This is a genomic window from Ruegeria sp. D1(2025) (assembly GCF_056536425.1).
On record NZ_JBQFPO010000002.1, the window covers coordinates 107627 to 127573 of the forward strand.

20 protein-coding genes are annotated in these 19947 nt (G+C 58.0%); 17 read left to right on the forward strand and 3 right to left on the reverse strand.

Going from position 1 to position 19947, the window contains the following annotated elements:
• Positions 1-80: 80 nt before the first annotated feature.
• The 3 genes from rsfS to ACR1XU_RS06230 are packed head-to-tail and all read left to right on the forward strand — an operon-like array spanning position 81 to position 1442.
• Entirely contained in the window at positions 81-440 is a 360-nt protein-coding gene (rsfS, locus tag ACR1XU_RS06220; protein WP_058276550.1) for a ribosome silencing factor, read from the forward strand.
• A gap of 44 nt (positions 441-484) precedes the next feature.
• The gene (gene rlmH / locus ACR1XU_RS06225) at positions 485-955 is read left to right on the forward strand and encodes a 23S rRNA (pseudouridine(1915)-N(3))-methyltransferase RlmH (RefSeq protein WP_480904110.1); all 471 of its coding nucleotides are present in this window, start codon (positions 485-487) and stop codon (positions 953-955) included.
• A gap of 1 nt (position 956) precedes the next feature.
• Entirely contained in the window at positions 957-1442 is a 486-nt protein-coding gene (locus tag ACR1XU_RS06230; protein WP_480904107.1) for a flavodoxin family protein, read from the forward strand.
• 3 nt (positions 1443-1445) lie between these two features.
• On the opposite strand, the gene ACR1XU_RS06235 is transcribed toward ACR1XU_RS06230, so the two are convergent.
• A complete protein-coding gene (locus ACR1XU_RS06235; RefSeq protein WP_170615572.1) occupies positions 1446-1793 on the reverse strand; it encodes a hypothetical protein in 348 nt (115 codons plus the stop codon).
• A gap of 203 nt (positions 1794-1996) precedes the next feature.
• Here ACR1XU_RS06235 and ACR1XU_RS06240 point away from each other — a divergent pair, with 203 nt between their 5' ends.
• The 6 genes from ACR1XU_RS06240 to ACR1XU_RS06265 all read left to right on the forward strand — a co-directional run bounded on the left by ACR1XU_RS06240 (position 1997) and on the right by ACR1XU_RS06265 (position 8259).
• On the forward strand, positions 1997-3436 hold the full coding sequence (locus ACR1XU_RS06240; RefSeq protein ID WP_480904104.1) for an FAD-linked oxidase C-terminal domain-containing protein: 1440 nt from the start codon (positions 1997-1999) through the stop codon (positions 3434-3436).
• A gap of 56 nt (positions 3437-3492) precedes the next feature.
• Positions 3493-4620 (forward strand): FAD-binding protein, encoded by a 1128-nt coding sequence (locus tag ACR1XU_RS06245; RefSeq protein ID WP_480904102.1) that lies wholly within the window; start codon positions 3493-3495, stop codon positions 4618-4620.
• A 4-nt stretch (positions 4621-4624) separates the two neighbouring features.
• On the forward strand, positions 4625-5950 hold the full coding sequence (glcF, locus tag ACR1XU_RS06250; RefSeq protein WP_170681894.1) for a glycolate oxidase subunit GlcF: 1326 nt from the start codon (positions 4625-4627) through the stop codon (positions 5948-5950).
• A gap of 116 nt (positions 5951-6066) precedes the next feature.
• Positions 6067-6852: a trypsin-like serine peptidase gene (locus ACR1XU_RS06255; RefSeq protein WP_321250447.1), complete on the forward strand. Its 786-nt coding sequence runs from the start codon at positions 6067-6069 to the stop codon at positions 6850-6852.
• Positions 6849-7667, forward strand: a complete 819-nt coding sequence (locus tag ACR1XU_RS06260) for a trypsin-like serine peptidase (RefSeq protein WP_480904099.1) — start codon at positions 6849-6851, stop codon at positions 7665-7667. The genes ACR1XU_RS06255 and ACR1XU_RS06260 overlap by 4 nt, the downstream gene beginning before the upstream one ends.
• Before the next feature lie 124 nt (positions 7668-7791).
• Positions 7792-8259, forward strand: a complete 468-nt coding sequence (locus ACR1XU_RS06265; RefSeq protein WP_170681897.1) for an Hsp20 family protein — start codon at positions 7792-7794, stop codon at positions 8257-8259.
• Positions 8260-8434: 175 nt separating this feature from the next.
• Here ACR1XU_RS06265 and ACR1XU_RS06270 read toward each other — a convergent pair whose 3' ends face one another.
• On the reverse strand, positions 8435-9328 hold the full coding sequence (locus tag ACR1XU_RS06270; RefSeq protein ID WP_480904095.1) for an AraC family transcriptional regulator: 894 nt from the start codon (positions 9326-9328) through the stop codon (positions 8435-8437).
• A gap of 168 nt (positions 9329-9496) precedes the next feature.
• Here ACR1XU_RS06270 and ACR1XU_RS06275 point away from each other — a divergent pair, with 168 nt between their 5' ends.
• Complete coding sequence (locus ACR1XU_RS06275) at positions 9497-10450, forward strand: SDR family oxidoreductase (protein WP_480904092.1); 954 nt, start codon at positions 9497-9499, stop codon at positions 10448-10450.
• A 362-nt stretch (positions 10451-10812) separates the two neighbouring features.
• Here ACR1XU_RS06275 and ACR1XU_RS06280 read toward each other — a convergent pair whose 3' ends face one another.
• Positions 10813-12288: an NAD-dependent succinate-semialdehyde dehydrogenase gene (locus tag ACR1XU_RS06280; RefSeq protein ID WP_480904089.1), complete on the reverse strand. Its 1476-nt coding sequence runs from the start codon at positions 12286-12288 to the stop codon at positions 10813-10815.
• A 270-nt stretch (positions 12289-12558) separates the two neighbouring features.
• On the opposite strand from ACR1XU_RS06280, the gene ACR1XU_RS06285 reads away from it, so the two are divergent.
• The 7 genes from ACR1XU_RS06285 to ACR1XU_RS06315 all read left to right on the forward strand — a co-directional run bounded on the left by ACR1XU_RS06285 (position 12559) and on the right by ACR1XU_RS06315 (position 19924).
• Positions 12559-13638 carry a hypothetical protein gene (locus tag ACR1XU_RS06285; protein ID WP_480904087.1) on the forward strand — a complete coding sequence of 360 codons (1080 nt, stop codon included), beginning with the start codon at positions 12559-12561 and terminating at the stop codon, positions 13636-13638.
• Positions 13639-13936: 298 nt separating this feature from the next.
• Positions 13937-15055 carry a hypothetical protein gene (locus ACR1XU_RS06290; protein WP_480904084.1) on the forward strand — a complete coding sequence of 373 codons (1119 nt, stop codon included), beginning with the start codon at positions 13937-13939 and terminating at the stop codon, positions 15053-15055.
• Positions 15056-15112: 57 nt separating this feature from the next.
• Entirely contained in the window at positions 15113-17044 is a 1932-nt protein-coding gene (locus ACR1XU_RS06295) for an AAA family ATPase (protein WP_480904081.1), read from the forward strand.
• Positions 17044-17664 carry a hypothetical protein gene (locus ACR1XU_RS06300; RefSeq protein WP_480904078.1) on the forward strand — a complete coding sequence of 207 codons (621 nt, stop codon included), beginning with the start codon at positions 17044-17046 and terminating at the stop codon, positions 17662-17664. Before ACR1XU_RS06295 ends, ACR1XU_RS06300 begins: the two co-directional genes overlap by 1 nt.
• Complete coding sequence (locus ACR1XU_RS06305) at positions 17664-19001, forward strand: DUF6638 family protein (protein ID WP_480904075.1); 1338 nt, start codon at positions 17664-17666, stop codon at positions 18999-19001. The genes ACR1XU_RS06300 and ACR1XU_RS06305 overlap by 1 nt, the downstream gene beginning before the upstream one ends.
• Positions 19002-19268, forward strand: coding sequence for a hypothetical protein (locus tag ACR1XU_RS06310; protein ID WP_170805816.1), 267 nt, complete (start codon positions 19002-19004; stop codon positions 19266-19268).
• A gap of 11 nt (positions 19269-19279) precedes the next feature.
• Positions 19280-19924 carry a DUF1523 family protein gene (locus tag ACR1XU_RS06315; protein WP_170805817.1) on the forward strand — a complete coding sequence of 215 codons (645 nt, stop codon included), beginning with the start codon at positions 19280-19282 and terminating at the stop codon, positions 19922-19924.
• Positions 19925-19947: the final 23 nt, after the last annotated feature.

Below are 19947 nucleotides of genomic sequence, written 5' to 3' on the forward strand. Positions count from 1 at the left end.
GGCGGCGCGCAGCAAAGGAGGACTATGTCCTGTCTCTACATACACAGGCGGGTTTGCCCGCCGATGATGGTGCCAGCGTAATGGCCCACTCTCAGTCAATCAGCGACAAGCTGCTTGAACGCATCCTTTCCTCACTTTCCGATGACAAGGCCGAAGACGTCGTGCAGATCAACCTGCAGGGCAAATCGTCGGTTGCGGATCACATGGTGATTGCCTCGGGTCGGTCGACCCGTCAGGTCTCGGCCATGGCGGAAAAGCTGACGGATCGCATCAAGCAGGAATTCGGTTTCACCTCGAAGGTCGAAGGCAAGGATGCCGGCGACTGGGTGCTGATCGATACGGGCGACGTGATCGTCCATATCTTCCGTCCCGAAGTGCGTGAATTCTACCAGCTGGAAAAGATGTGGCTGCCTCAGGGCGGCAGCGCCTCGGCGAACTGAGGCGCCATCCCGGCCCGCATTAACGGGCCGGAGGCGAGAGAGACATGCGTATCAGCATAGTTGCGGTCGGGCGATTGCGCGCCGGACCGGAGAAGACCCTGCTTGACGATTATCTGACCCGATTTGACCGGACCGGCCGCGCGCTGGGCCTTGGTCCTGTGCGGGTGATCGAAGTTGAAGACAAGAAAAACGCCGGTATGGGCGCCGAGGGCGCGCTTCTGCGCAAGGCACTGCCCAAAGGGGCTGTAAACTGTACGCTGGATGAGCGGGGGCAGGTGTTGTCCTCTCCCGATTTTGCGCGGAAGTTGGGCAACTGGCGGGATGCCGGGCGACAGGATCTGGCGCTAATTATTGGCGGGGCGGACGGAATAGATCCGGGTCTGCGCGCCGAGGCCGACTTTTCCATTTCCTTTGGGGCGATGGTCTGGCCTCACATGTTGGTCCGTGTGATGTTGGCCGAACAACTCTACCGGGCCGCAACTATTCTGTCGGGCGGCCCCTATCACCGGGTCTGACATGGCACAGCTTCTGATCGTTTATCATTCACGCACCGGCGGTAGCCGCCAGATGGCCGAGGCTGCGGCAGAGGCGGGGCGGGCTGAGGCAGATGTGGTGTTGAAAACCGCCTGTCAGGCTGTGCCTGAGGACCTGCTGCGCGCCGATGGATACATCTTCTGCGGACCCGAGAATCTGGCGGCGATTTCGGGTCAGATGAAAGAATTCTTCGACCGCAGCTACTATCCGGTTCTGGGAAAAATCGAAGGCCGTCCGTATGCACAAATGATATGCGCCGGGTCCGATGGCCAAAATGCCGCCCGTCAGATCGCAAGGATCGCAACGGGATGGCGATTGAAAGAGGTGCAGCCCCATTTGATTGTTTGCACCCATGCCCAGACGTCCGAGGCTATACTGGCCGAAAAGACCATCCCGGCCGACCAACTGGACAAATGTTCCGAGGTTGGGGCAGCCATGGCCGCCGGCATCAGTCTGGGTGTGTTCTGATCGTCACTTCAACTGGACGATTGTCGTCTCGGCGTTCCAGCCGTCTACGCTGCAACGGGCCTGCACCTGAACCTGCGACGTGCCCGCCGGTATCGTGATGCCGCTCAGGGATCGCGTGAAAGGCTGCTCGGTCTCGTGTGGATGGTGCAGAACGCGAATGCCAATCTGTTCGCCGTTCATGTTGAGAATACGCCAGCCATCCGCGTAGTGATCCCAGCCGGTGTCAGGGTGACGGATGGTGACATCAAAACGCCACGTATCTCCGTTGCTGCTGGTCGAGACATTTTCGATCACGGGCGGGTCGGCGAGGGCTGGCGCAGCCAGGAGAAGGTTGAGAATCAGGTATCGCATGGTCCGAAGCTACGGTTTTGTAAGCGGATTGTTAATCACGTCTGTGTGTCTGTCCGACCGGTTGTCAGCGCAATGTGAAGAGCTGATCGGTGTGACGGTGCGTTTGGGCGGTACTGTTCATGTGGGGCCGAAGCTGCCACCAGATGAATGCTTGTCAGCTCTCCCTTTTGGTAATATTATTTTACCAAAAGAGAGGGTTCGCCATGGAAATGCCACTGCCTGATCCGGACGTGATTTCACGAAAGCACAGGATCACAATGCGTCTGCAACAGGTTTTGCCAAGCGATGCGATCATTCACGATCAGGCTGAAACCCGGGCCTATGAATGCGACGCCCTGACGGCATACAGGTGCCCTCCGATGCTGGTGGTTCTGCCATCAACCACTCAGGAGGTATCGGAGGTTCTGCGTATTTGCCATCAGGAAGGCGCGCCGGTTGTCCCGCGTGGCGCGGGGACGTCTCTGGCCGGAGGCGCCCTGCCAACCGCCGACTGTGTCATTCTGGGCGTCGCACGTATGAACGATGTGCTGGAGGTAGACTACGACAACCGTTTCATCCGGGTGCAGACGGGCCGAACGAACCTGAGTGTTACCGGTGCAGTCGAAGCCAATGATTTCTTCTATGCCCCGGACCCCTCATCGCAACTGGCCTGCGCGATTGCCGGTAATATCGCAATGAATTCGGGTGGGGCGCATTGCCTGAAATATGGGGTGACGACCAACAACCTGCTGGGCGTGAAGATGGTAATGATGGACGGCAGCGTTGTCGAAATCGGCGGGGCGCATCTGGATTCAGGCCGACTGGACCTGCTTGGCGTCATCTGCGGCTCGGAAGGGCAATTGGGTGTCGTGACCGAGGCAACGCTGCGCATCCTGCGCAAACCGGAAGGCGCCCGGCCTGTTCTGATGGGTTTTGACGATAACGAAGTCGCCGGGCAGTGCGTGTCCGACATAATAAAGTCAGGCATTCTGCCGGTGGCAATCGAATTCATGGACCGTCTGTGCATTCAGGCCTGTGAGAACTTTGCCAAAGCCGGGTATCCGGATTGCGAAGCCCTGCTGATTGTCGAGGTCGAAGGATCCGAGGCAGAAATCGACAGCCAGTTGTCCAAGATCGTCGAGATCGCCAAACGTCACAACCCGGTCGAACTGCGCGAAAGCCAGTCCGCCGAGGAAAGCGCCCGAATTTGGCTGGGGCGCAAATCGGCCTTTGGCGCGATGGGGCAGATGAACGATTATATGTGTCTCGACGGCACGATCCCGGTTTCATCGCTTCCAAAAGTGCTGCGACGTATCGGCGAGATGAGTAAGGAATTCGGACTTCCTGTCGGCAACGTGTTTCATGCAGGCGACGGCAACATGCATCCGCTGATCCTGTTCGATGCCAACAAGCCGGGCGATCTTGAGAAATGCGAAGCGTTCGGTGCCGAAATACTGAAGCTATGCGTCGATGTCGGGGGATGTCTGACCGGCGAACACGGGGTCGGAATCGAAAAGCGCGATCTGATGACGCATCAGTACGGGGCGCAGGATCTTGAAGCGCAGATGGCGGTCAAGGATGTGTTCGATCCGAACTGGCTGCTGAACCCGGCCAAAGTGTTTCCACTGGATGTTTCGGCAACGCGCCGAATTGCTGCAGAGTAGGGGGCACTGCCCTCGTCGCGCGATCGCCCCGAGGATTTTGGAACAGAAGAAGAGACATGAGACCTGAAACAGAGGCCGAATTGGCCGAAATGGTGGCCGGGCTGGCGCAGCCAGTGCGAATTGCCGGGGGAGGTACCCGCGGTGTGACCGGGCCGGATGCGGACCTGAAGGTGTCGGGTTTGCGCGGGATCACCCTTTATGAGCCGGGCGCGCTGACATTGGTCGCCCGGGCCGGAACTTCGGTAGCGGATATCAATGCCGCGCTTGATGCCGAAGGCCAGAGGCTTGCGTTCGAGCCGATGGATCATCGCGCGCTGATGGGCACAACAGGCGAGCCGACAATAGGGGGCGTGGTTGCCGCCAATGTCTCGGGGCCGCGCCGCGTGCAGGCGGGGGCGTGTCGGGATTTTCTTTTGGGCGTGCGCTATGTCGACGGTTTGGGGCAAGTGATCCGAAACGGTGGCCGGGTGATGAAAAACGTCACCGGATACGATCTGGTCAAGCTGTTGGCCGGGTCGTGGGGGACGCTTGGCGTGTTGACCGAGGTCTCGCTGAAAGTTTTGCCGCGCTCGGAAAGTTCGGCAACTCTGGTGTGGAGCGGGTGCGACTGGTCACAATCCCTGAAACTGTTCAGCGAGGCGCTGGCGTCCCCTTTCGAAGTCACGGGTGCCGCGCGACTGCCGGGCGGATCACAGATGAAACAAACAACGTCCGAGACGGTCATTCGTATTGAAGGGTTCAGCGATTCAGTTGCGTATCGGGTTGGCAAACTGGCAGAAATGTTCAACCATCAAAAGCCCGACCGAATAGTGACCGACGCTGCGGAAAACGAGGCGATCTGGAAGGCTGTTCGTGATGTCGAGCCCTTCGCAGACACTGCGGGAAATGTCTGGAAAACGTCCGTCAAACCGACAGACATGCTGCGCGTCGTAGACCAGCCGGGCTGCACTCATCTTCTGGATTGGGGCGGAGGGCTGATCTGGACGCTTGCGCCCGAAGGGTTCGATCTTCGGGCCGCGCTGGAGGGGGTTCCGGGACATTCCACGCTTGTTCGGGGCCGCGATGCTGAAATCGCACAGTTTGGTCGTTTTCAGCCCGAACCTGCAGGGGTGGCCGCGCTGACGCAGGGATTGCGACAGCGGTTTGACCCGAAGGGTTTATTCAATCCGGGCCTGATGGGGTAGGGTAATGCAGACAACCTTTTCCGAAGAACAGTTGCAGGATCCCGCGATCCGAAGGTCCAACGACATCCTGCGGAGTTGCGTGCATTGCGGTTTTTGCACTGCGACCTGCCCGACCTATCAGGTTCTGGGGGATGAACTGGACAGCCCGCGCGGGCGTATCTACCTGATCAAGGACATGTTGGAGAACAATCGCGTTCCGGACGAAAAGACCGTCAAACACATTGACCGTTGTCTGTCCTGTCTGGCTTGCATGACCACCTGCCCGTCGGGCGTGCATTACATGCATTTGGTCGATCACGCGCGCGAGTATATCGATACGAACTACAAGCGCCCCTTCATGGATCGTGCACTGCGCTGGATGCTGGCGCAGATCCTGCCTTACCCGATGCGGTTCAGGTGGGCTTTGATCGGGGCAAAGCTGGGGCGGCCATTTCGCTTTCTGATGCCTGATGCGCGTTTGCGTGCAATGCTGGATATGGCACCAAAACACATCCCGCCAGTTAGCCGAAACGATGATCCGCAGTGCTTTGAGCCCAAGGGCGAACGCAAAAAGCGCGTGGCGTTGATGACAGGTTGCGCACAAAAGGCGCTGAACACCGATATCAATGACGCCACAATCCGCCTGTTGACCAGATTGGGGTGCGAGGTCGTGGTCGCAGATGGCGCCGGTTGCTGTGGAGCGTTGACCCATCACATGGGCAAGACGCGCGAAAGTCACGCTTCTGCCGCGACCAACATCCGGGCCTGGACGCGCGAGATGGACAGCAAGGGACTGGATGCCATCGTCATCAATACATCGGGCTGCGGGACAACCGTGAAGGATTACGGTCACATGTTCCGCAACGACGCGCTGGCTGCGGATGCGGAACGTGTATCTGCAATTGCCATGGATGTCAGCGAGCTTCTGATGCAGCTGGAACTTCCCGAAAGTGAAGGCCGGGGCATGAGTGTGGCTTATCACGCGGCCTGTTCGCTGCAGCACGGGCAAAAGATCAAAACCTATCCCAAGGATTTGCTGAAGCGCGCAGGTTTCACCGTGTCCGAGCCGGCTGACAGTCATCTGTGCTGTGGCAGCGCCGGAACCTATAACTTGTTGCAGCCTGAAATTTCGGCCCAACTCAGACAACGCAAAGTGCGGACACTGGAAGCGAAAAAGCCCGACGTGATCGCCGCCGGAAATATTGGGTGCATGATGCAGATCGGTTCGGGAACAGGTACGCCCGTCCTGCACACGGTCGAGTTGCTGGACTGGGCGACTGGCGGCCCAATGCCCAGGGCCTTGCAACAAAGCCGAACAGCCGACGGCGGTGACGTACCCATTCTGAAGTAGTCGCGGTTGATGCAACGCTGCCTCAATTGTGATGGAAAAACCCCGGCTGGGCCTGCGCCCTATTTTCGCCGCACCGTTTGCGTAACAAACTGTCTTTAGCAATGCCGGAGACATGCGTGCGAAACTGGATCAGGGCCATAGCGTTTGCTGTGTTGCCAATGGCAGCCATGGCGCAGGACACGGGGCTGAAAAGCCTTGAGACTTCGGATTCCGGGCGCGAGTGGATGGCCGTCGGGCGGTTGGATATCGCCGGTACCGGTTTTTGCACCGGGACACTGATTGCACCCGGACTGGTTCTGACTGCAGCGCATTGCCTTTTCGACAAATCGACGCGCCGTCGGATTGACCCCGCGTTGATCGAGTTTCTCGCTGGTTGGCGCCTGGGCCGCGCATCGGCGTACCGCGCTGCCCGGCAGGTCGTAATCCACCCAGAATACCGTTTTGACGGCGGAACCCCGTCAGAACGTGTCCGGCATGATATCGCGCTGATCGAGTTGTGGCAGCCGGTCCGGAACACAACGGTCATTCCTTTCGAAACTGGTGAACGCCCTGTGCAGGGCGAAGAAGTGGGTGTTGTGTCCTACGCACAGGACAGGGCCGAGGCACCATCCCTGCAGGAGGTCTGTTCTGTCGTGACCGGGCAGGGGGGTGTTCTGGTGATGTCCTGCGACGTGGATTTTGGCGCTTCAGGCGCGCCGGTGTTTTCCTTTGCTGGTAATCGTCCCCGCATTGTCTCGGTCGTTGCGGCCAAGGCGATGATGGGCGGCAAGAGTGTCGCGATCGGTACGGCGGTTGAGGATGCGCTGCAATTGTTGCGTGCAGAACTGTCGGCGGGGCGCGGATACGGCTCTAAAACCGGTGATTCAGGCAAAAACATCGGGGCTAGGTTCGTAAGGCCATGATCAGGTTTCTGCTGTTCTTCCTGTTTTGTCAGTCCGTTCTGATCGGTGCAGCATCCGCCCAGACATCAAGCAAACGCACGCTGGTGGACCGCGATGATCTGTATGGATGGGAAGCGGTCGGACGATTGGATGTGGGGTCGCGGTCGTTTTGTACCGGAACGCTGATTGCGCAGGACCTGGTGCTGACGGCAGCGCATTGCGCCCTGGACAAGAAAACCGGCAAACCTTACCGGTCTGGCGAGGTGGTTTTCCGCGCCGGGCTGAGCAACGGCAAGGCGTTGGCCGAACGCAACGTGGTGCAGATCGCCGCCCATCCCGCCTATGGCGCGAATGAACCGCTTTCGCCTGAAGCGGTTCGCGCCGATGTCGCGCTCATGCGTCTGGAAAAGCCAATCCCTTACACGATTGCCGATCCCTTCGCCTTGCATGGCGGGCAAATTCTGAACAAGGAAATCACCATTGCCTCATACGGGTTGGGCCGGTCCGAGGCGATCATGCGCGAGCGTTCGTGCCGAATTCTGGAACGACGTCTGGGTCTGATTACCTTTGATTGCGATATTACCTTCGGGTCATCCGGTTCGGCCATACTGGCGAAAAATGGCCCGCGCTGGCAGATCCTGTCCGTGGTGTCCGCCGTCGGAGTCTATGACGGAAAAAAGGTCGGATTTGGTATGGAACTGGCCGGCGTCGTGTCCGAACTCAAGGCGATCATGCGGCGGGATGCGCCGCAACCCAAGGCCTCGATCCGCCGGTTGCAGGTGGGATCGGGCAAGTCCAGCTCGGGTGCGAAATTCATCGGTGCTGGCGGGTCTTGAACTCGGCGAAATCGCTACCCATGTGAATTGTACCGGATCGCCACAACGGGGTTCGGAAAACATCACCGCCCGTCCGAACGGAGGGCAACAAATCGTGAATCGCTCAAACATGAGGATACGACACATGCGTACATTTGATTTTGCACCGCTGCACCGCGCCACCATCGGTTTCGACCAGATCGCCGACATGATGGACCGCGTTCTGACCAACGACGTGGCTCAGCCCAGCTACCCGCCCTATAACATCGAAAAAACCGATGCCGACACCTATCGGATTTCCGTCGCTGTCGCCGGTTTTTCGGAAGATGACCTGTCGGTCGAAGTGAAGGAAAACGCGCTGATCGTCGCCGGTAAGAAAGCCGCCGAAGACAAACAGCGCAGCTACCTGCACCGCGGCATCGCCACGCGCGCGTTCGAGCGCCGCTTTGCGCTGGCCGACCATGTCCGTGTCACCGGTGCCAGCCATGAAAACGGCATGCTGAACATCGACCTGAAGCGCGAAGTGCCTGAAGCACTGAAACCGCGCCGGATCGAGATTTCTTCGGCGAAAGCCATCGAGAAGGATGTGGTTGACGCCAAGGCCGTGAACTAACGCGCTTTAAGATCCTGCGACGGTCTCCTCCTCCCGGACCGTCGCAACACCCGCCCCGCGTTCCTCCAGACGCGGGGCGTTGTTTTTTTGGGGGGTCAGTGAGTGGCCGTAATGCGGACAAAGCTTCCGTTCGCTGCGGTGGCTCCAAGGTCCGCTCCGCTCCCGCAAGTCAGCTTCATGCAACATCGACCGGAAGTTGATTTGCCTCTCCCCATTGCCTCGGCGATTGCCCATACGTGCGCTTGAACTCGCGACTGAACTGGGACGGGCTGACATAGCCAACGTCCATCGCGGCTTCGTTCACAGGCATCCCGCCCGCGATCTTCATGGCGGCGTTGTTGAGCCGCATCGACTTAACGAACTGGATTGGGGCCATCGTCGTAACCTGCTTGAATTTGCGATGGAAGACGGCCCGGCTCATACCCGCTCGGCTTGCCATATCGTCAATCGAGATCGGCGCATCCAGATTTGACGACACGTGCGCAATGGAACGTGCGATGGCGTTGCCAGCACCGAATGCCTGTCGGGCGAAGGTGCCAGCTTCTCCCTTCAGGATCGAATAGAGCACCTCACGCAATCGCGCCTCGCCGAGAACCGCTGTATCCGTCTCGCTGTATCCGAGGCGCAGTAGCCGCAGCAGCGCATCAGTAAAACCATCGTCCCATCGCGCGAGTCTAATTCCGGGCTCCCGCAGTTCTCTTTTGACCGAAGGCAGAACGCCCCCGGCATTTTCCATCTCCATCGCCAGCTCGGCCATAACACGTTGTTCCAGTGAGATCATAACCCCGTAGAGCGGGTTGTCATGCGAAGCCAAAGGCGTCCCCGCCTTGACCGGCATCGACATCGGACAGCAGAGATACTGGCTGCTGTCGTATTCGTATCTTCGGCCATCCAGGACGGCTTCTTTCACCCCGCTGACAATGGCCACGACACAGGGCTCATAAACAGCGGGAACACAAGGAATTGAAAGCGTGGCGCGAAACAGCCGTACACCCTTGATGCCCGTCTCGGTCAGGCCGTCCATTTCGGTTCGGTCTGCAATGATTTGCTTGATCTGATCCTTGCTCATAAGAGGGATGTAATGGCTCCAGATCGATGCTGGCAACTACTTTGATACAATCGGGCAAGTATTTGTGATGATTTCGCCTGTTTCCGCGTTCTAGCGAGAATTATCTGCATCTCCAAGTTGAAACACAATTCGCTCGGCCCCTGTGCCAACGCAGATAGGAGACAAAAGATGCCAGATACCACATTCGGACCCAAAGGCTGGATGCCCGCGCGCCTCGGCGACCTCTCCGGCAAGACCTATCTCATCACGGGTGCCAACGCCGGTGCCGGGTTCCAAGCCGCGCGGACGCTTCTAAAGAAGAAAGCTAAGGTCGTGATGTTGAACCGCTCGGCTGAGAAGTCTCAGGCAGCTGTTGCAGACCTGAAGAGTGAGTTCGGCAGTGAAGCAGAAGTGATCTTCATACGAATGGACCTGGCTTCGCTCGCAAGCGTGCGTGAAGCTGCGGACGAGGTTCTGAATTCCGTTCCCCGGATTGACGCGCTCATCTGCAATGCTGCGATCGCGCAGGTGCCAACCCGTAAACTGACCGTGGATGGGTTCGAGAGCCAGCTTGGCACCAACCATTACGGTCACTTCCTACTCTGTGGTCTTCTGTTCGAGCGGATCGAAGCCTCGAAAGGTCGGATCGTTGTTGTTGCCAGTCTTGGCTACAACATGGGATTGAAGACGATCAATTTCGACGACATAAACTGGGAAGAGGGTTACGGGCCTAATACCGCATACTCACAAAGCAAGCTCGCGCAAATGATGTTCGCCTATGAACTACAGGACAGGCTTGCAGCCGCAGGGCGAACCAAGGTCGAGGTCTATGTCTGCCATCCCGGCTCGTCGGCAACGTCACTGATCAGTACAAGTGGCAGCCGGACGATGCGGTTCATCTGGTGGCTTATGACCATGACGCCGATGGTTCAAACGGCCGAGCAAGGGTCCTATCCCGAAGTCATGTGCGCCACCGAAGAGAATTTGACCGAACAACGCGCGCTCTACGGACCAACAGGCCGCTTTGAAGCCGTTGGCCCGGTCGGCAAGGGTACATTGAACCCACACGCGTATGACAAACACGTCATGACAAGGCTTTGGGACGTGACTGAACAAGAAACAGGCTTCAAGTGGGAGATTTGATCCAACGGGCCCCGTGCGGCTGGTGAAGCTTCACCCACCATCGGACATTCGTGCTCCGTGCAGCATTTAGTAGAATTGGCTCAAGGCCGACAAAAAAAGAAAAGCCCCGCGCAAATTTCGCACGAAGCACATCTTACTCAGTGTTTGAAAGTTGGATCCTCGACCACCAACCCGATCGACTAGAACACCGTGTCGCCCGCGGGCAGGATGGCCTGTCCTTCGATCTTTTCCAGAAGCTAACCGCCGGTCGAGGCCAGGAAAGGCAGCAGGTCGCGTTGGAAATCAGCAACGCCTATTGAAGGAAGATGACGCTTTGGGTGCGCTATTGTGGCAAGCGCACCCAAATACCAGACCGCGCCGTATCAAACCGACAGGCAGACGTATTTCATCTCCAGATAGTCTTCCATGCCGTGGTGGCTGCCTTCGCGGCCCAGGCCGGATTGCTTGACTCCGCCGAACGGGCCAAGCTCGGTCGAGATGATGCCGGTGTTAACGCCGACGATGCCGTATTCAAGCGCCTCGGCCACTTTGTAGACGCGGCTCAGGTCTTTGGCGTAGAAGTAGGAGGCCAGACCAAAGATCGTGTCGTTGGCCATGGCGATCACATCGTCCTCGTCCTCGAACTTGAACAGCGGCGCGAGCGGCCCGAATGTCTCGTCCTGCGCGACCATCATGTCCTGCGTCACACCGGTCACGATTGTCGGCTGGAAGAAGGTGCCACCCAGGTCATGCGGCAGACCGCCGGTCAGAACTGCACCGCCCTTGTCGGTGACATCCTTGATGTGTTCCTCAACCTTGGCGACAGCTTCGGCGTTGATCAGCGGACCGGTCGTGGTGCCCGCGGTCAGACCGTCGCCGACTTTCAACGCTTCGACCGCTGCTTTTAGCTTGGCTGCAAACTCATCGTAGACACCGGCCTGTACGTAAATCCGGTTGGCGCAGACACAGGTCTGGCCGTTATTGCGGAACTTGCACAGCATGGCACCTTCGACGGCTGCATCCAGATCGGCGTCGTCGAACACGATGAAAGGCGCGTTGCCGCCCAGCTCCATCGAGCACTTCATGACCTGATCGGCGGCTTGGCGCAGCAGGATGCGTCCCACCTCGGTCGAGCCGGTAAAGGTCAGCTTACGCACACCCGGGTTTTCGCAGAACTCCTTGCCGATCTCGCTGGCACGCGAGGACGGCACGACGTTGAACACACCCGCAGGGATGCCGGCCTTTTCGGCCAGAAGGCCAAGAACCAGCGCGGATAGCGGTGTTTCGGCTGCAGGGCGGGCGACAAACGCGCAGCCAGCGGCCAGCGCGGGTCCTGCCTTGCGGGTGATCATCGCGTTGGGGAAGTTCCAGGGCGTGATCGAGGCTGCAACGCCGATCGGCTGTTTCAGAACCATGATCCGCTTGTCGCGCTGATGGCCGGGGATCGTCTCACCGTAAACGCGCTTGGCCTCTTCGCCGAAGAACTCGATGAAGGATGCACCATAGGCGATCTCGCCAACGGCCTCGGCCAGTGGCTTGCCTTGCTCGGCGGTCAGGATTTTGCCCAGATCCTCGGAGTTTTCCATCATCAGGTCGTACCAGCGGCGCAGGATCACGGCGCGCTCCTTGCCGGTCAGCTTGGCCCACTCTTTCTGCGCGGCCTCCGCCTGTGCAATCGCACCAGCGACCTGAGCGCGGCTGAGATCCGCAACCTCGGCGACCACATCGCCGCGCGCGGGGTTGGTCACTGCAAAGGTGCCATTGTCACCGTCCACCCACTGGCCGCCAACATAGGCTTTGGTCACCAGCAGATCGGGGTTTTTCAGGATTGATTTGAGGTCGGTTGTTGCGTCCAGCATGAGTCAGTCTCCGGCAGGAAAAGATTTGCGCGCACCCAACCATGTGCCGCGGGTTTTGTCCATGGCCACTCCGGAGGACGGATCAATCCAGAATATGGACAACAGAACGTCAGGGTCGGCTGATAATACAGCTTTGGATTGTATCGCCGCGCCTATCTTTTTCTGATTGATTTTGCCAAAGTTCTGGTGATTTCGAGACCCATGGGGATGTAAATTGTCATAACATCCACTATCTCATTGGGTAGATAAGAAAAAACAAGGATAGGACAGATGTCGAACCAACAGTTCGAGGCATTGATTCAGGAAACTCAGACCAAAGTGCGTGAAAGTCAGTCACAGATCGAAGGGCTGACCTCGCGGATTGAGGCCGCGCGCGCCAAGATCGGCACTGCCGAGGCGGATATCGACATCGAGAACGCGACGCTTGAGTTCGTGCACGCCCATACTGAGGTGATGAATGCGAATATCGCCGAGCTGATCATGGGCCTGGACGACGTGACCAACGCCTTTTCCAAGGATTTCGACGAGATGCGCTCGAAAACCGGGTGGGAGAGCTTTGTCGGCATCTTTGCCAAGGCCAAGTCCGAGTCGATGCGGCAAGAGAGGATGCGCACGGCCAATATCGACGACAAGCTGCAGGACCTGATCGCCAAATCCGACGTGATCGTGAAATTGCTGGAAGGGCAGCTATCTGTGCTGGAGGAACAGCGCGTCAAGGTCGAGAACAACCTGACCGGTACATTGGATGACCGTGAGGCGACTGTTGCCGAACTGGAAGCCTTGCGCGCTGAAATTCAGAATATGGACCCGACGATTATCACGCTGGAGAACAAGATTTCGGTCGAACAGGACGCCGCCGCGCGCACCCAGCTGGAAACCGAACTGGCCGAGCTGAACAAGCAATACAACGCCAAGGTTCAGGAAGAACAGGTCAAGCTGGCCAAGTCGCAAACGCTGGAGCGCTATATCGAAAAGGGCAAGACTTGGGTCGATTCACTGCAGAACCAGGCGGCGACGCAGATGGTGCTGATCAACAAGCTGCAGACAGACACGCAACAGCGCGTGGTTCTGTATGACGCGCTGACCAAATCTCTGAAAACCGCGCAGCAGCAGGACGTAGCCCACCGCATCAACGAGATCGGCGTGCAGACCGATCAAGAGGCGCAAACCGCCATGGCCGCCATCGGCACCGCGACCAACCAGAAAATGGCCGACATGCTTGAGGCGCATGAGGACCACATGGTCTTTGCCCGCGACGTGCTGGAGAAAAAGGCCAAGGCGGATGAACGCTTTGCCCGCCGGTTCGCCTCGATTGTCGAGAAGCATGATAAGAATTTGTATGGTGGGTAATGCTCAGAAACCCCGTAATCAAATACGTCGGAGTTTTGGCTGCCTTAGGCTTGTCGCTTTACTTTGCGTACTTGGCCAAGGACATTCCAGCGTTCCAACTTGAGGGTTCTGCCCAGTACCTTTGGTACATTCCCGCAGCGATCTGGACGATCGGTTTTGCTTATTTGTTTGTACAGACTTGGTTTGGGATGGTTTGGCTGTTTGTTACCTTCCAAAAAATCTTGGACAGAATGACGGCTAGTTGGCCCCGATCCTTGAGGGATTTGTTTGGTATCCACGACTTTGGGTCGAGAAGAAAATGACTAACCCCACCCAAGACCATGTTGGCTTGACCGATACCTTCGCCTCGCGCCGCTATTTCCGCAAATTCGAGGTGATCACCGTCCACCTCCTGCGCGTGGCCGCGACGATGGAGGCGGAGGGCGCGATCAGCAAGCAAGAGGTGCGGATCGTGTCGCGCTACCTCTCGGGGCTGCTCTACACCTTCCGGGCGCTTTCCATGAAATACCTGCTGGTCGGGCGCGATACCGGGCGGTTCTTTGGCAGCCTCGCCATGGACAAACGCGACAGCGGATTTCCTGTGGCGGCCGAGTTGCTAACCATGGCCAATGACGCGCAGCAGGCGCAGGTGCATCTGGCGAATATGCCCTCGGAAGATGACCTGAAAACCGACATGGTGCGGACCATCATCGGGGATCAGGAAATCCCCACCAAGCTGCAATTCGCGCTGTCCCAAAGGCTCTATTACGAGGAATTGCTGAAAGGTCAGCTGTTCTGGGCCCGCAACGATCCCGAATGCCACTGGATCGGGAATGAGGGGGATCGGCGCAGGTTCATGATCCACTGGGCGGTCTATGACAGCCAGATCAACCTGCCGGTTATCTACCTGATGCAGTTAGAGGATAGCGGCAAAACCGCCCTGCCCAAGGACCAACGCCGCTGGCCCGAAGTGCAGGCTCATCTGATGGCGCAGTCCTTAGGCGGGTTGAAACTGGTGACCATTGCCAAGGGATTTGATCAGGACTTTGACGACCTCCACCCCAAACACCTGCGCCGCATCCATGTGGGACCGATGTATTCCTCGGCCTATACCGAGCAATCAGGCCCCCTTCGGCAGGTGTTGGAGGACGCGCAGGCGCCCGAAGGTCATGACTGGGCACTGGCCTGGACCACGGAAGAGCTGGAAAGCGAAGAGGTCATCGAAGAACGCGCCGGGTGGTTTTCTACCGTCGAGCGCGAGGTTTTTGCGCTGGACCCGTTCGGCGGGCAGGGGGCCGAGACCGGGGCCACGCGTACCCAACGTTCCATCATCCTGCCCCAGCGCCCGTTTCAAGTGCTGGCCGAGCGCAACCCGCCAGGCTTTGCCGATGTGCGCAAGTTCGTCGTCAGTAAAGCCGGGCAGGTGTTGAGGTATTAGATTCTGTGCCTCCGGCGGGAATACTTTTGAAAAGATGAAGCAAGGGCGGTTTTTGAGATGAGTTTGACATCAGATCAGATTGAATTGCGTGAGGCGGATATTCGCAAGCATTATCCGGCGGCGACCGCTTTGCTGAACGGTTTCGAACACGCGCCTCGGATTGCCAATGTGGTAGGGGCGGCAGTTGAGCGGTCTCCGGGTGTATCGACAGGGCGACGGTTTCGGTCGACGACACCGGGTTTGGTGACGCGGCGCACGGTGCGCGCCGACGGGGTGCATCTGGTTGAACGGATCGAAGCCTCGGATGATGGCGATGCATTGGTCTCGCCACCGCAGGCTACAACGCAACAAGCTATTCGACGGGCGATTGCCATCGCTTTGGCCGTGGCCGAGGCCTACGCGGAACAGACCCCGTTAGCCGATCTAAAGCGTGCGAATTTGACCGGGGATTTGCCCGCTGCACGCAAGACCGAGTTCTCGGAACTGCTGACGGCGGAGGCTCTGATCACGTCGCACGTATTCGGCAATGCTTTGGCTTACCTCATGTCATCGCATCTGGGTGAGACCACGGTTGATATCGGCGAGATTGAGGAAGTTCTGACTGACAACGGCCAACTCGCTCTGCATGGCGCGTTGTGGGAACTGGACCAGACCTTTGCCAAACACGCTCCCGATGATGCGCATTTGATCGCCGCAACCAGCGCCTATGCCGAGCAACTGATGGAGAAGGCCGCCCTGCGCGCGCAATCGGCTGGCCATCTGGCCCCGTTCCAGAACGCTGCCTGGCATATCGAGTCTGACGACCTGACGATCCGGGGGTTTGAGCCAGCCTCGAAGGCCAAATCCACCACCCTGACCATGACCTTCAAGAAACCGAACGAAGTGGTCGGCAACCATATCGCCAAATATCAGGCGATGAAGCTGGCCAAGATGCTGATGGCCTATGACTTCGACCGCCGCCTGAACCCGTTTGCCGAGCTTGGCGGGTTCATCTTTACCTTCATGGGTGATGGCAAACCAGGCACCGGCAAGACAACCCTGATCCAGATGATCGCCGGGCTGATCAACGATTATTGCCAGAACGCGGGCTATCCGTTCCGCTATCAGAACCTGAGCACCGACAATATCGACAGCTATCAGGGCAAATCCGGTCAGAACGCCAAGGCGTTTATCAACACGATCATCGACCCCTCGGTTATCGGTTTTGGCACCATCGACGACATCGACCAGCTGGCGGGCAAACGCGGCGACCGGCAGTCGTCAGCCGGTCAACTGGAAATCACTGCCGTGCTGATGGAGAGCTTTGCGGGTGCCAACACCGTCGTGCGCGGCAACTGCACCTTTGGCATGTTCTCGAACTACCCCGAGAATGTGGACGACGCATTGCGCCAGCGAGCAGGCGCGCGGTTCCTGGTGGACGGGCCGCAGACGCGCGAGGATTACATCGACATCCTGCATCTGCTGATGGGCCGCAACCACGACATCCCGCTGGGCGAACACGAAGCTTATGCCGCGCAGGAAATCAAAAAGGCTGTCGCCGCCAGTTTCGAAAGCCACTCCCGCCCGCATGAGGACGCTCTGCTGCAGGTCTATGACCGGGTGTCCGGTGAAATCGGCCAGATGGATACGATTGCCAAGCTGGGCACCTACCTCAAGGCGATCCAGCAGGCGGATGAGCGCTTTACCGGTCGTGCGATCAAGAACATCACCGACGCGGTCAAGGTCCGCGCGATGGATTTCGAACTGCCTGACGAGTGGATGGAGAACCCCGACCTGTTCCTGTTCCGCGACTACGACACCAAGAAAGCGATGATCGAGGACCTGCGCCAGCCGATCACGGTCGAGATGGTGATGCAGGAAATCAACCGCTACGCCGACAGCGAGTTCCGCTATGCCGACAAGAGCGACGAGGTCGCCATCGAGAACGCCGTCCGCGAGATGGGCCGGATGGAGGAGGCCAAGCGGCGGTATCTGGAGGGGAAAGACTAATGGGCGCAGACGGGTGGATGGCACTTGCGAATGTCATTATGGCAATTGCGGCAATCTTTGCAGCAATGGCAGCGTGGGTGGGTTTGCGAACTTGGAAAGCACAGATTTCTTTTCAAACAGATCACAAGCTCGCGACAGATATTCTGAAACTGATTTTTAGGCACAAAGATGCTGTCGCAACGGTACGTCATCCGGCGATCTGGGGTGCAGAAACTGAAGCAGCAATTGAAGGTAAAGAAGAGCCGGATGAAAGCGACTTTGAAAAGAAAAGATTTTTTGAAACCGCCGCAGTCTACGAAAAGAGATGGGAAAAGATCGTGGACGTTCGATCTGACCTCTATCCACTTCTTCTGGAAGCTGAAGCTATTTGGGGGTCCAGTTCTCGAGATCTACTAAATCCCCTTTTTGAGCTAGAAACGGAGTTGAGAATAATTGTTCAAAATTTCCTCCGTGCTTCAAACCCTTCTCTGAGCGAAGGAGCACGAAGTGCTGCCGAGAGGAGCCTCAGAAAAAAACGAGATATTATGTATGATACATTGGCCGAAGACGATGAATTCCGTAAGGACTATGAGAGAGCAATGACCCCCATTGAGGACTTTCTCCGAAAGAAACTCAAATAATGATCCGCCTCATCGAAAAAGGCCTGATGTTCGGCAATCTCGTCCACATCTCCAGCCCGGCTCTGGTCGAGCGGTATAACCGCGCGCTGCAGCATCTGGCGGGCAAGACCACGGAGCTGACGGATTTTCATGTCGATATCTCGGGGTATTCGCCCGAGGTTGGGATTGAGCTGGAGGATGAGCTCTACCTCAACCCCAACGGGGTCAACCGGCAGTTTATCCTGCTGACGACCGAGCAGAAACGCGCGCCTTTGCTGAACGTCAAATTCTCGACCTCGCGCGATATCCTGCGTGAATTCATCGAGATGAACGAGGCGCAGCTGTTCGCTCTGACCGCCACCGATGCGGTGGCCGGAGAGCTGGTGAACTCGGTCATCAAACTCACAACGCCGCGCGATCTGCTGAACCTGCGCAAGATCGAGATTGAGGCCGACACCGCAGGCGGCACTCTGCGCAAGGCACAGCAACTGGCGGGGATGGTCGAACGGTTCAAAACCGAAGAGGATGCCTGGTTCGATGATGTTCTGATCGCGAAGATGATCGAGACAGCCAAGGAGACGGGGGACGTCACGCGCAATCCCGTCCGCCTGCGCCACACCGCATTCGAGCAGCGCAACTTCTGGACGGCGCATTTCGGCGGGCTGTATCTGTTCCCGGATCTGGACCACCCGGCGGCGATTTGCATGGGGGACAGGCCGGATGGCCTGCCGATCAAGTACATCTTTGGTCCGTCGCAGCGGAACCAGATTGCAAAATTTCTCGACTACAATGATCTGGTCGAACCCATCGTCAAGGCGCGCGGCGTGGATGCCGCCGCAATCCTGCAGCAGAAGATGGATTTCCTGACCATCGATGCTGCTGCGGATGCCGATGTCGATCTGACCGGGCTGGACCGCAGCGACATGCGACGTCTGGCGCGCAACAATTCGGACCGTCTGCCCGAGGCTTACCACGGTCTGGCGCAGTTGCTGCGCTGGGCGACGGACGGCGGGCCCTGGCCGCGTATAACTTCGGATCATCCGGCCTATTTCTATACTTTGCGCGCCGCCGATACGCTGCACCGCGATCTGGTGAATATGCTGTTGGCCGAACTGGCCCCGCTGGATCCTCGCCAGATGTTCATTTGCCACAAAGAGCTGTTCTACCGCACTTATTCGACATGGCCGGAAACCAAAAAAGCCTATGTTGCCGAGTTCCTTGCGCGAGAGTATCAGGTGGACAAGGCAGGCGCCCGGGCCGCGCTGTTTGGGCATGAGCCGGACATGAGTGGCAGTGATCGGGTCAGCGATGATATCATCGCGCGCGTTGGTCCCTGGGGCGCAGTAGGGAGAAGTTAAATGTTGGTCGCACTCCGCTTTCTGATCCCGTTGCTGATCGTTCTGACCGTCCTTTACGTTGGCGTGTCGATCTATTCCCGCCGGGTGCGACGCAGTAAACTGATCGCACATTGGGAGAAAAAGGGCATGACAGGCGACAGGGACGCCTTTGTCCAGCGCGGGTTGAAAAAGTACGACGGATCGTTTCGCCGCAAACTGATCCTTGGGATCTATGTCGTGCCGCTGGGCCTGATCGCGATCCTGATTTATGTTTCGAATTTCATGTGAGGGTTTGACTAATGCGTTATGTCAAATGGGCCATCATCATCCTGTTCTGGGGTACGATCGCGGCGGTGTTGAACTACACCCTGCCGCAGCATGACGTGGTTCGGATCTCGGACACCTATGAAAAACGGATCGACCCCGGTGAGAACAGCATCTTCTGGTCGGTTCATGATGTCGGCAGCGACCCGACCACACCGAACCGTGATGTGTTCTTCATCCAGACCCGCAAGACCAACGGCAAGGTCATGGTCTATCGGAACGAGGATACAGGCTGGGGCTGGCCGCCTTACTTCAAGCTGAACTCCTCGAACCTGCAGGCAGAAGCGGCAGACCTGAAATCAACAACCGAGGCGCCGCGTTGGGTGGTGGTACGTCACTACGGCTGGCGCAGTGAATTCCTTTCGATCTTTCCGAACGCCGTTAAGATATGGCAGGTCGACAGCCCGGATGTGCGGATCATTCCATGGTTCAACATCATCTTCCTGACTGTTTTCTTCGCCCTTGTTTGGGCCATCTGGGTGCGCTGGCGCAGGTTCCGAGAAGCCCGCATCGACCCAATGATGGAGAATGTGGAAGACGGCCTGTATGCCGCAGGCGACGCGATCGAGGAACGCAGCAGCAGGTTTCGCAGGTGGCTGAACAGTTGGAAGTCAAAGTAGGGGCCGAATATGACTGGGCCGGC

What these genes read in the sequence shown, in the direction of transcription:
- ACR1XU_RS06310 (WP_170805816.1), top strand. Translation starts at nt 19,002, where the DNA reads ATGTTGGTCGCACTCCGCTTTCTGATCCCGTTGCTGATCGTTCTGACC.
- ACR1XU_RS06230 (WP_480904107.1), top strand. Translation starts at nt 957, where the DNA reads ATGGCACAGCTTCTGATCGTTTATCATTCACGCACCGGCGGTAGCCGC.
- ACR1XU_RS06260 (WP_480904099.1), top strand. Translation starts at nt 6,849, where the DNA reads ATGATCAGGTTTCTGCTGTTCTTCCTGTTTTGTCAGTCCGTTCTGATC.
- rsfS (WP_058276550.1), top strand. Translation starts at nt 81, where the DNA reads ATGGCCCACTCTCAGTCAATCAGCGACAAGCTGCTTGAACGCATCCTT.
- ACR1XU_RS06285 (WP_480904087.1), top strand. Translation starts at nt 12,559, where the DNA reads ATGTCGAACCAACAGTTCGAGGCATTGATTCAGGAAACTCAGACCAAA.
- ACR1XU_RS06300 (WP_480904078.1), top strand. Translation starts at nt 17,044, where the DNA reads ATGGGCGCAGACGGGTGGATGGCACTTGCGAATGTCATTATGGCAATT.
- ACR1XU_RS06240 (WP_480904104.1), top strand. Translation starts at nt 1,997, where the DNA reads ATGGAAATGCCACTGCCTGATCCGGACGTGATTTCACGAAAGCACAGG.
- ACR1XU_RS06315 (WP_170805817.1), top strand. Translation starts at nt 19,280, where the DNA reads ATGCGTTATGTCAAATGGGCCATCATCATCCTGTTCTGGGGTACGATC.
- ACR1XU_RS06280 (WP_480904089.1), bottom strand. Translation starts at nt 12,288, where the DNA reads ATGCTGGACGCAACAACCGACCTCAAATCAATCCTGAAAAACCCCGAT.
- ACR1XU_RS06305 (WP_480904075.1), top strand. Translation starts at nt 17,664, where the DNA reads ATGATCCGCCTCATCGAAAAAGGCCTGATGTTCGGCAATCTCGTCCAC.
- rlmH (WP_480904110.1), top strand. Translation starts at nt 485, where the DNA reads ATGCGTATCAGCATAGTTGCGGTCGGGCGATTGCGCGCCGGACCGGAG.
- ACR1XU_RS06270 (WP_480904095.1), bottom strand. Translation starts at nt 9,328, where the DNA reads ATGAGCAAGGATCAGATCAAGCAAATCATTGCAGACCGAACCGAAATG.
- ACR1XU_RS06235 (WP_170615572.1), bottom strand. Translation starts at nt 1,793, where the DNA reads ATGCGATACCTGATTCTCAACCTTCTCCTGGCTGCGCCAGCCCTCGCC.
- ACR1XU_RS06245 (WP_480904102.1), top strand. Translation starts at nt 3,493, where the DNA reads ATGAGACCTGAAACAGAGGCCGAATTGGCCGAAATGGTGGCCGGGCTG.
- ACR1XU_RS06265 (WP_170681897.1), top strand. Translation starts at nt 7,792, where the DNA reads ATGCGTACATTTGATTTTGCACCGCTGCACCGCGCCACCATCGGTTTC.
- ACR1XU_RS06290 (WP_480904084.1), top strand. Translation starts at nt 13,937, where the DNA reads ATGACTAACCCCACCCAAGACCATGTTGGCTTGACCGATACCTTCGCC.
- ACR1XU_RS06275 (WP_480904092.1), top strand. Translation starts at nt 9,497, where the DNA reads ATGCCAGATACCACATTCGGACCCAAAGGCTGGATGCCCGCGCGCCTC.
- ACR1XU_RS06295 (WP_480904081.1), top strand. Translation starts at nt 15,113, where the DNA reads ATGAGTTTGACATCAGATCAGATTGAATTGCGTGAGGCGGATATTCGC.
- glcF (WP_170681894.1), top strand. Translation starts at nt 4,625, where the DNA reads ATGCAGACAACCTTTTCCGAAGAACAGTTGCAGGATCCCGCGATCCGA.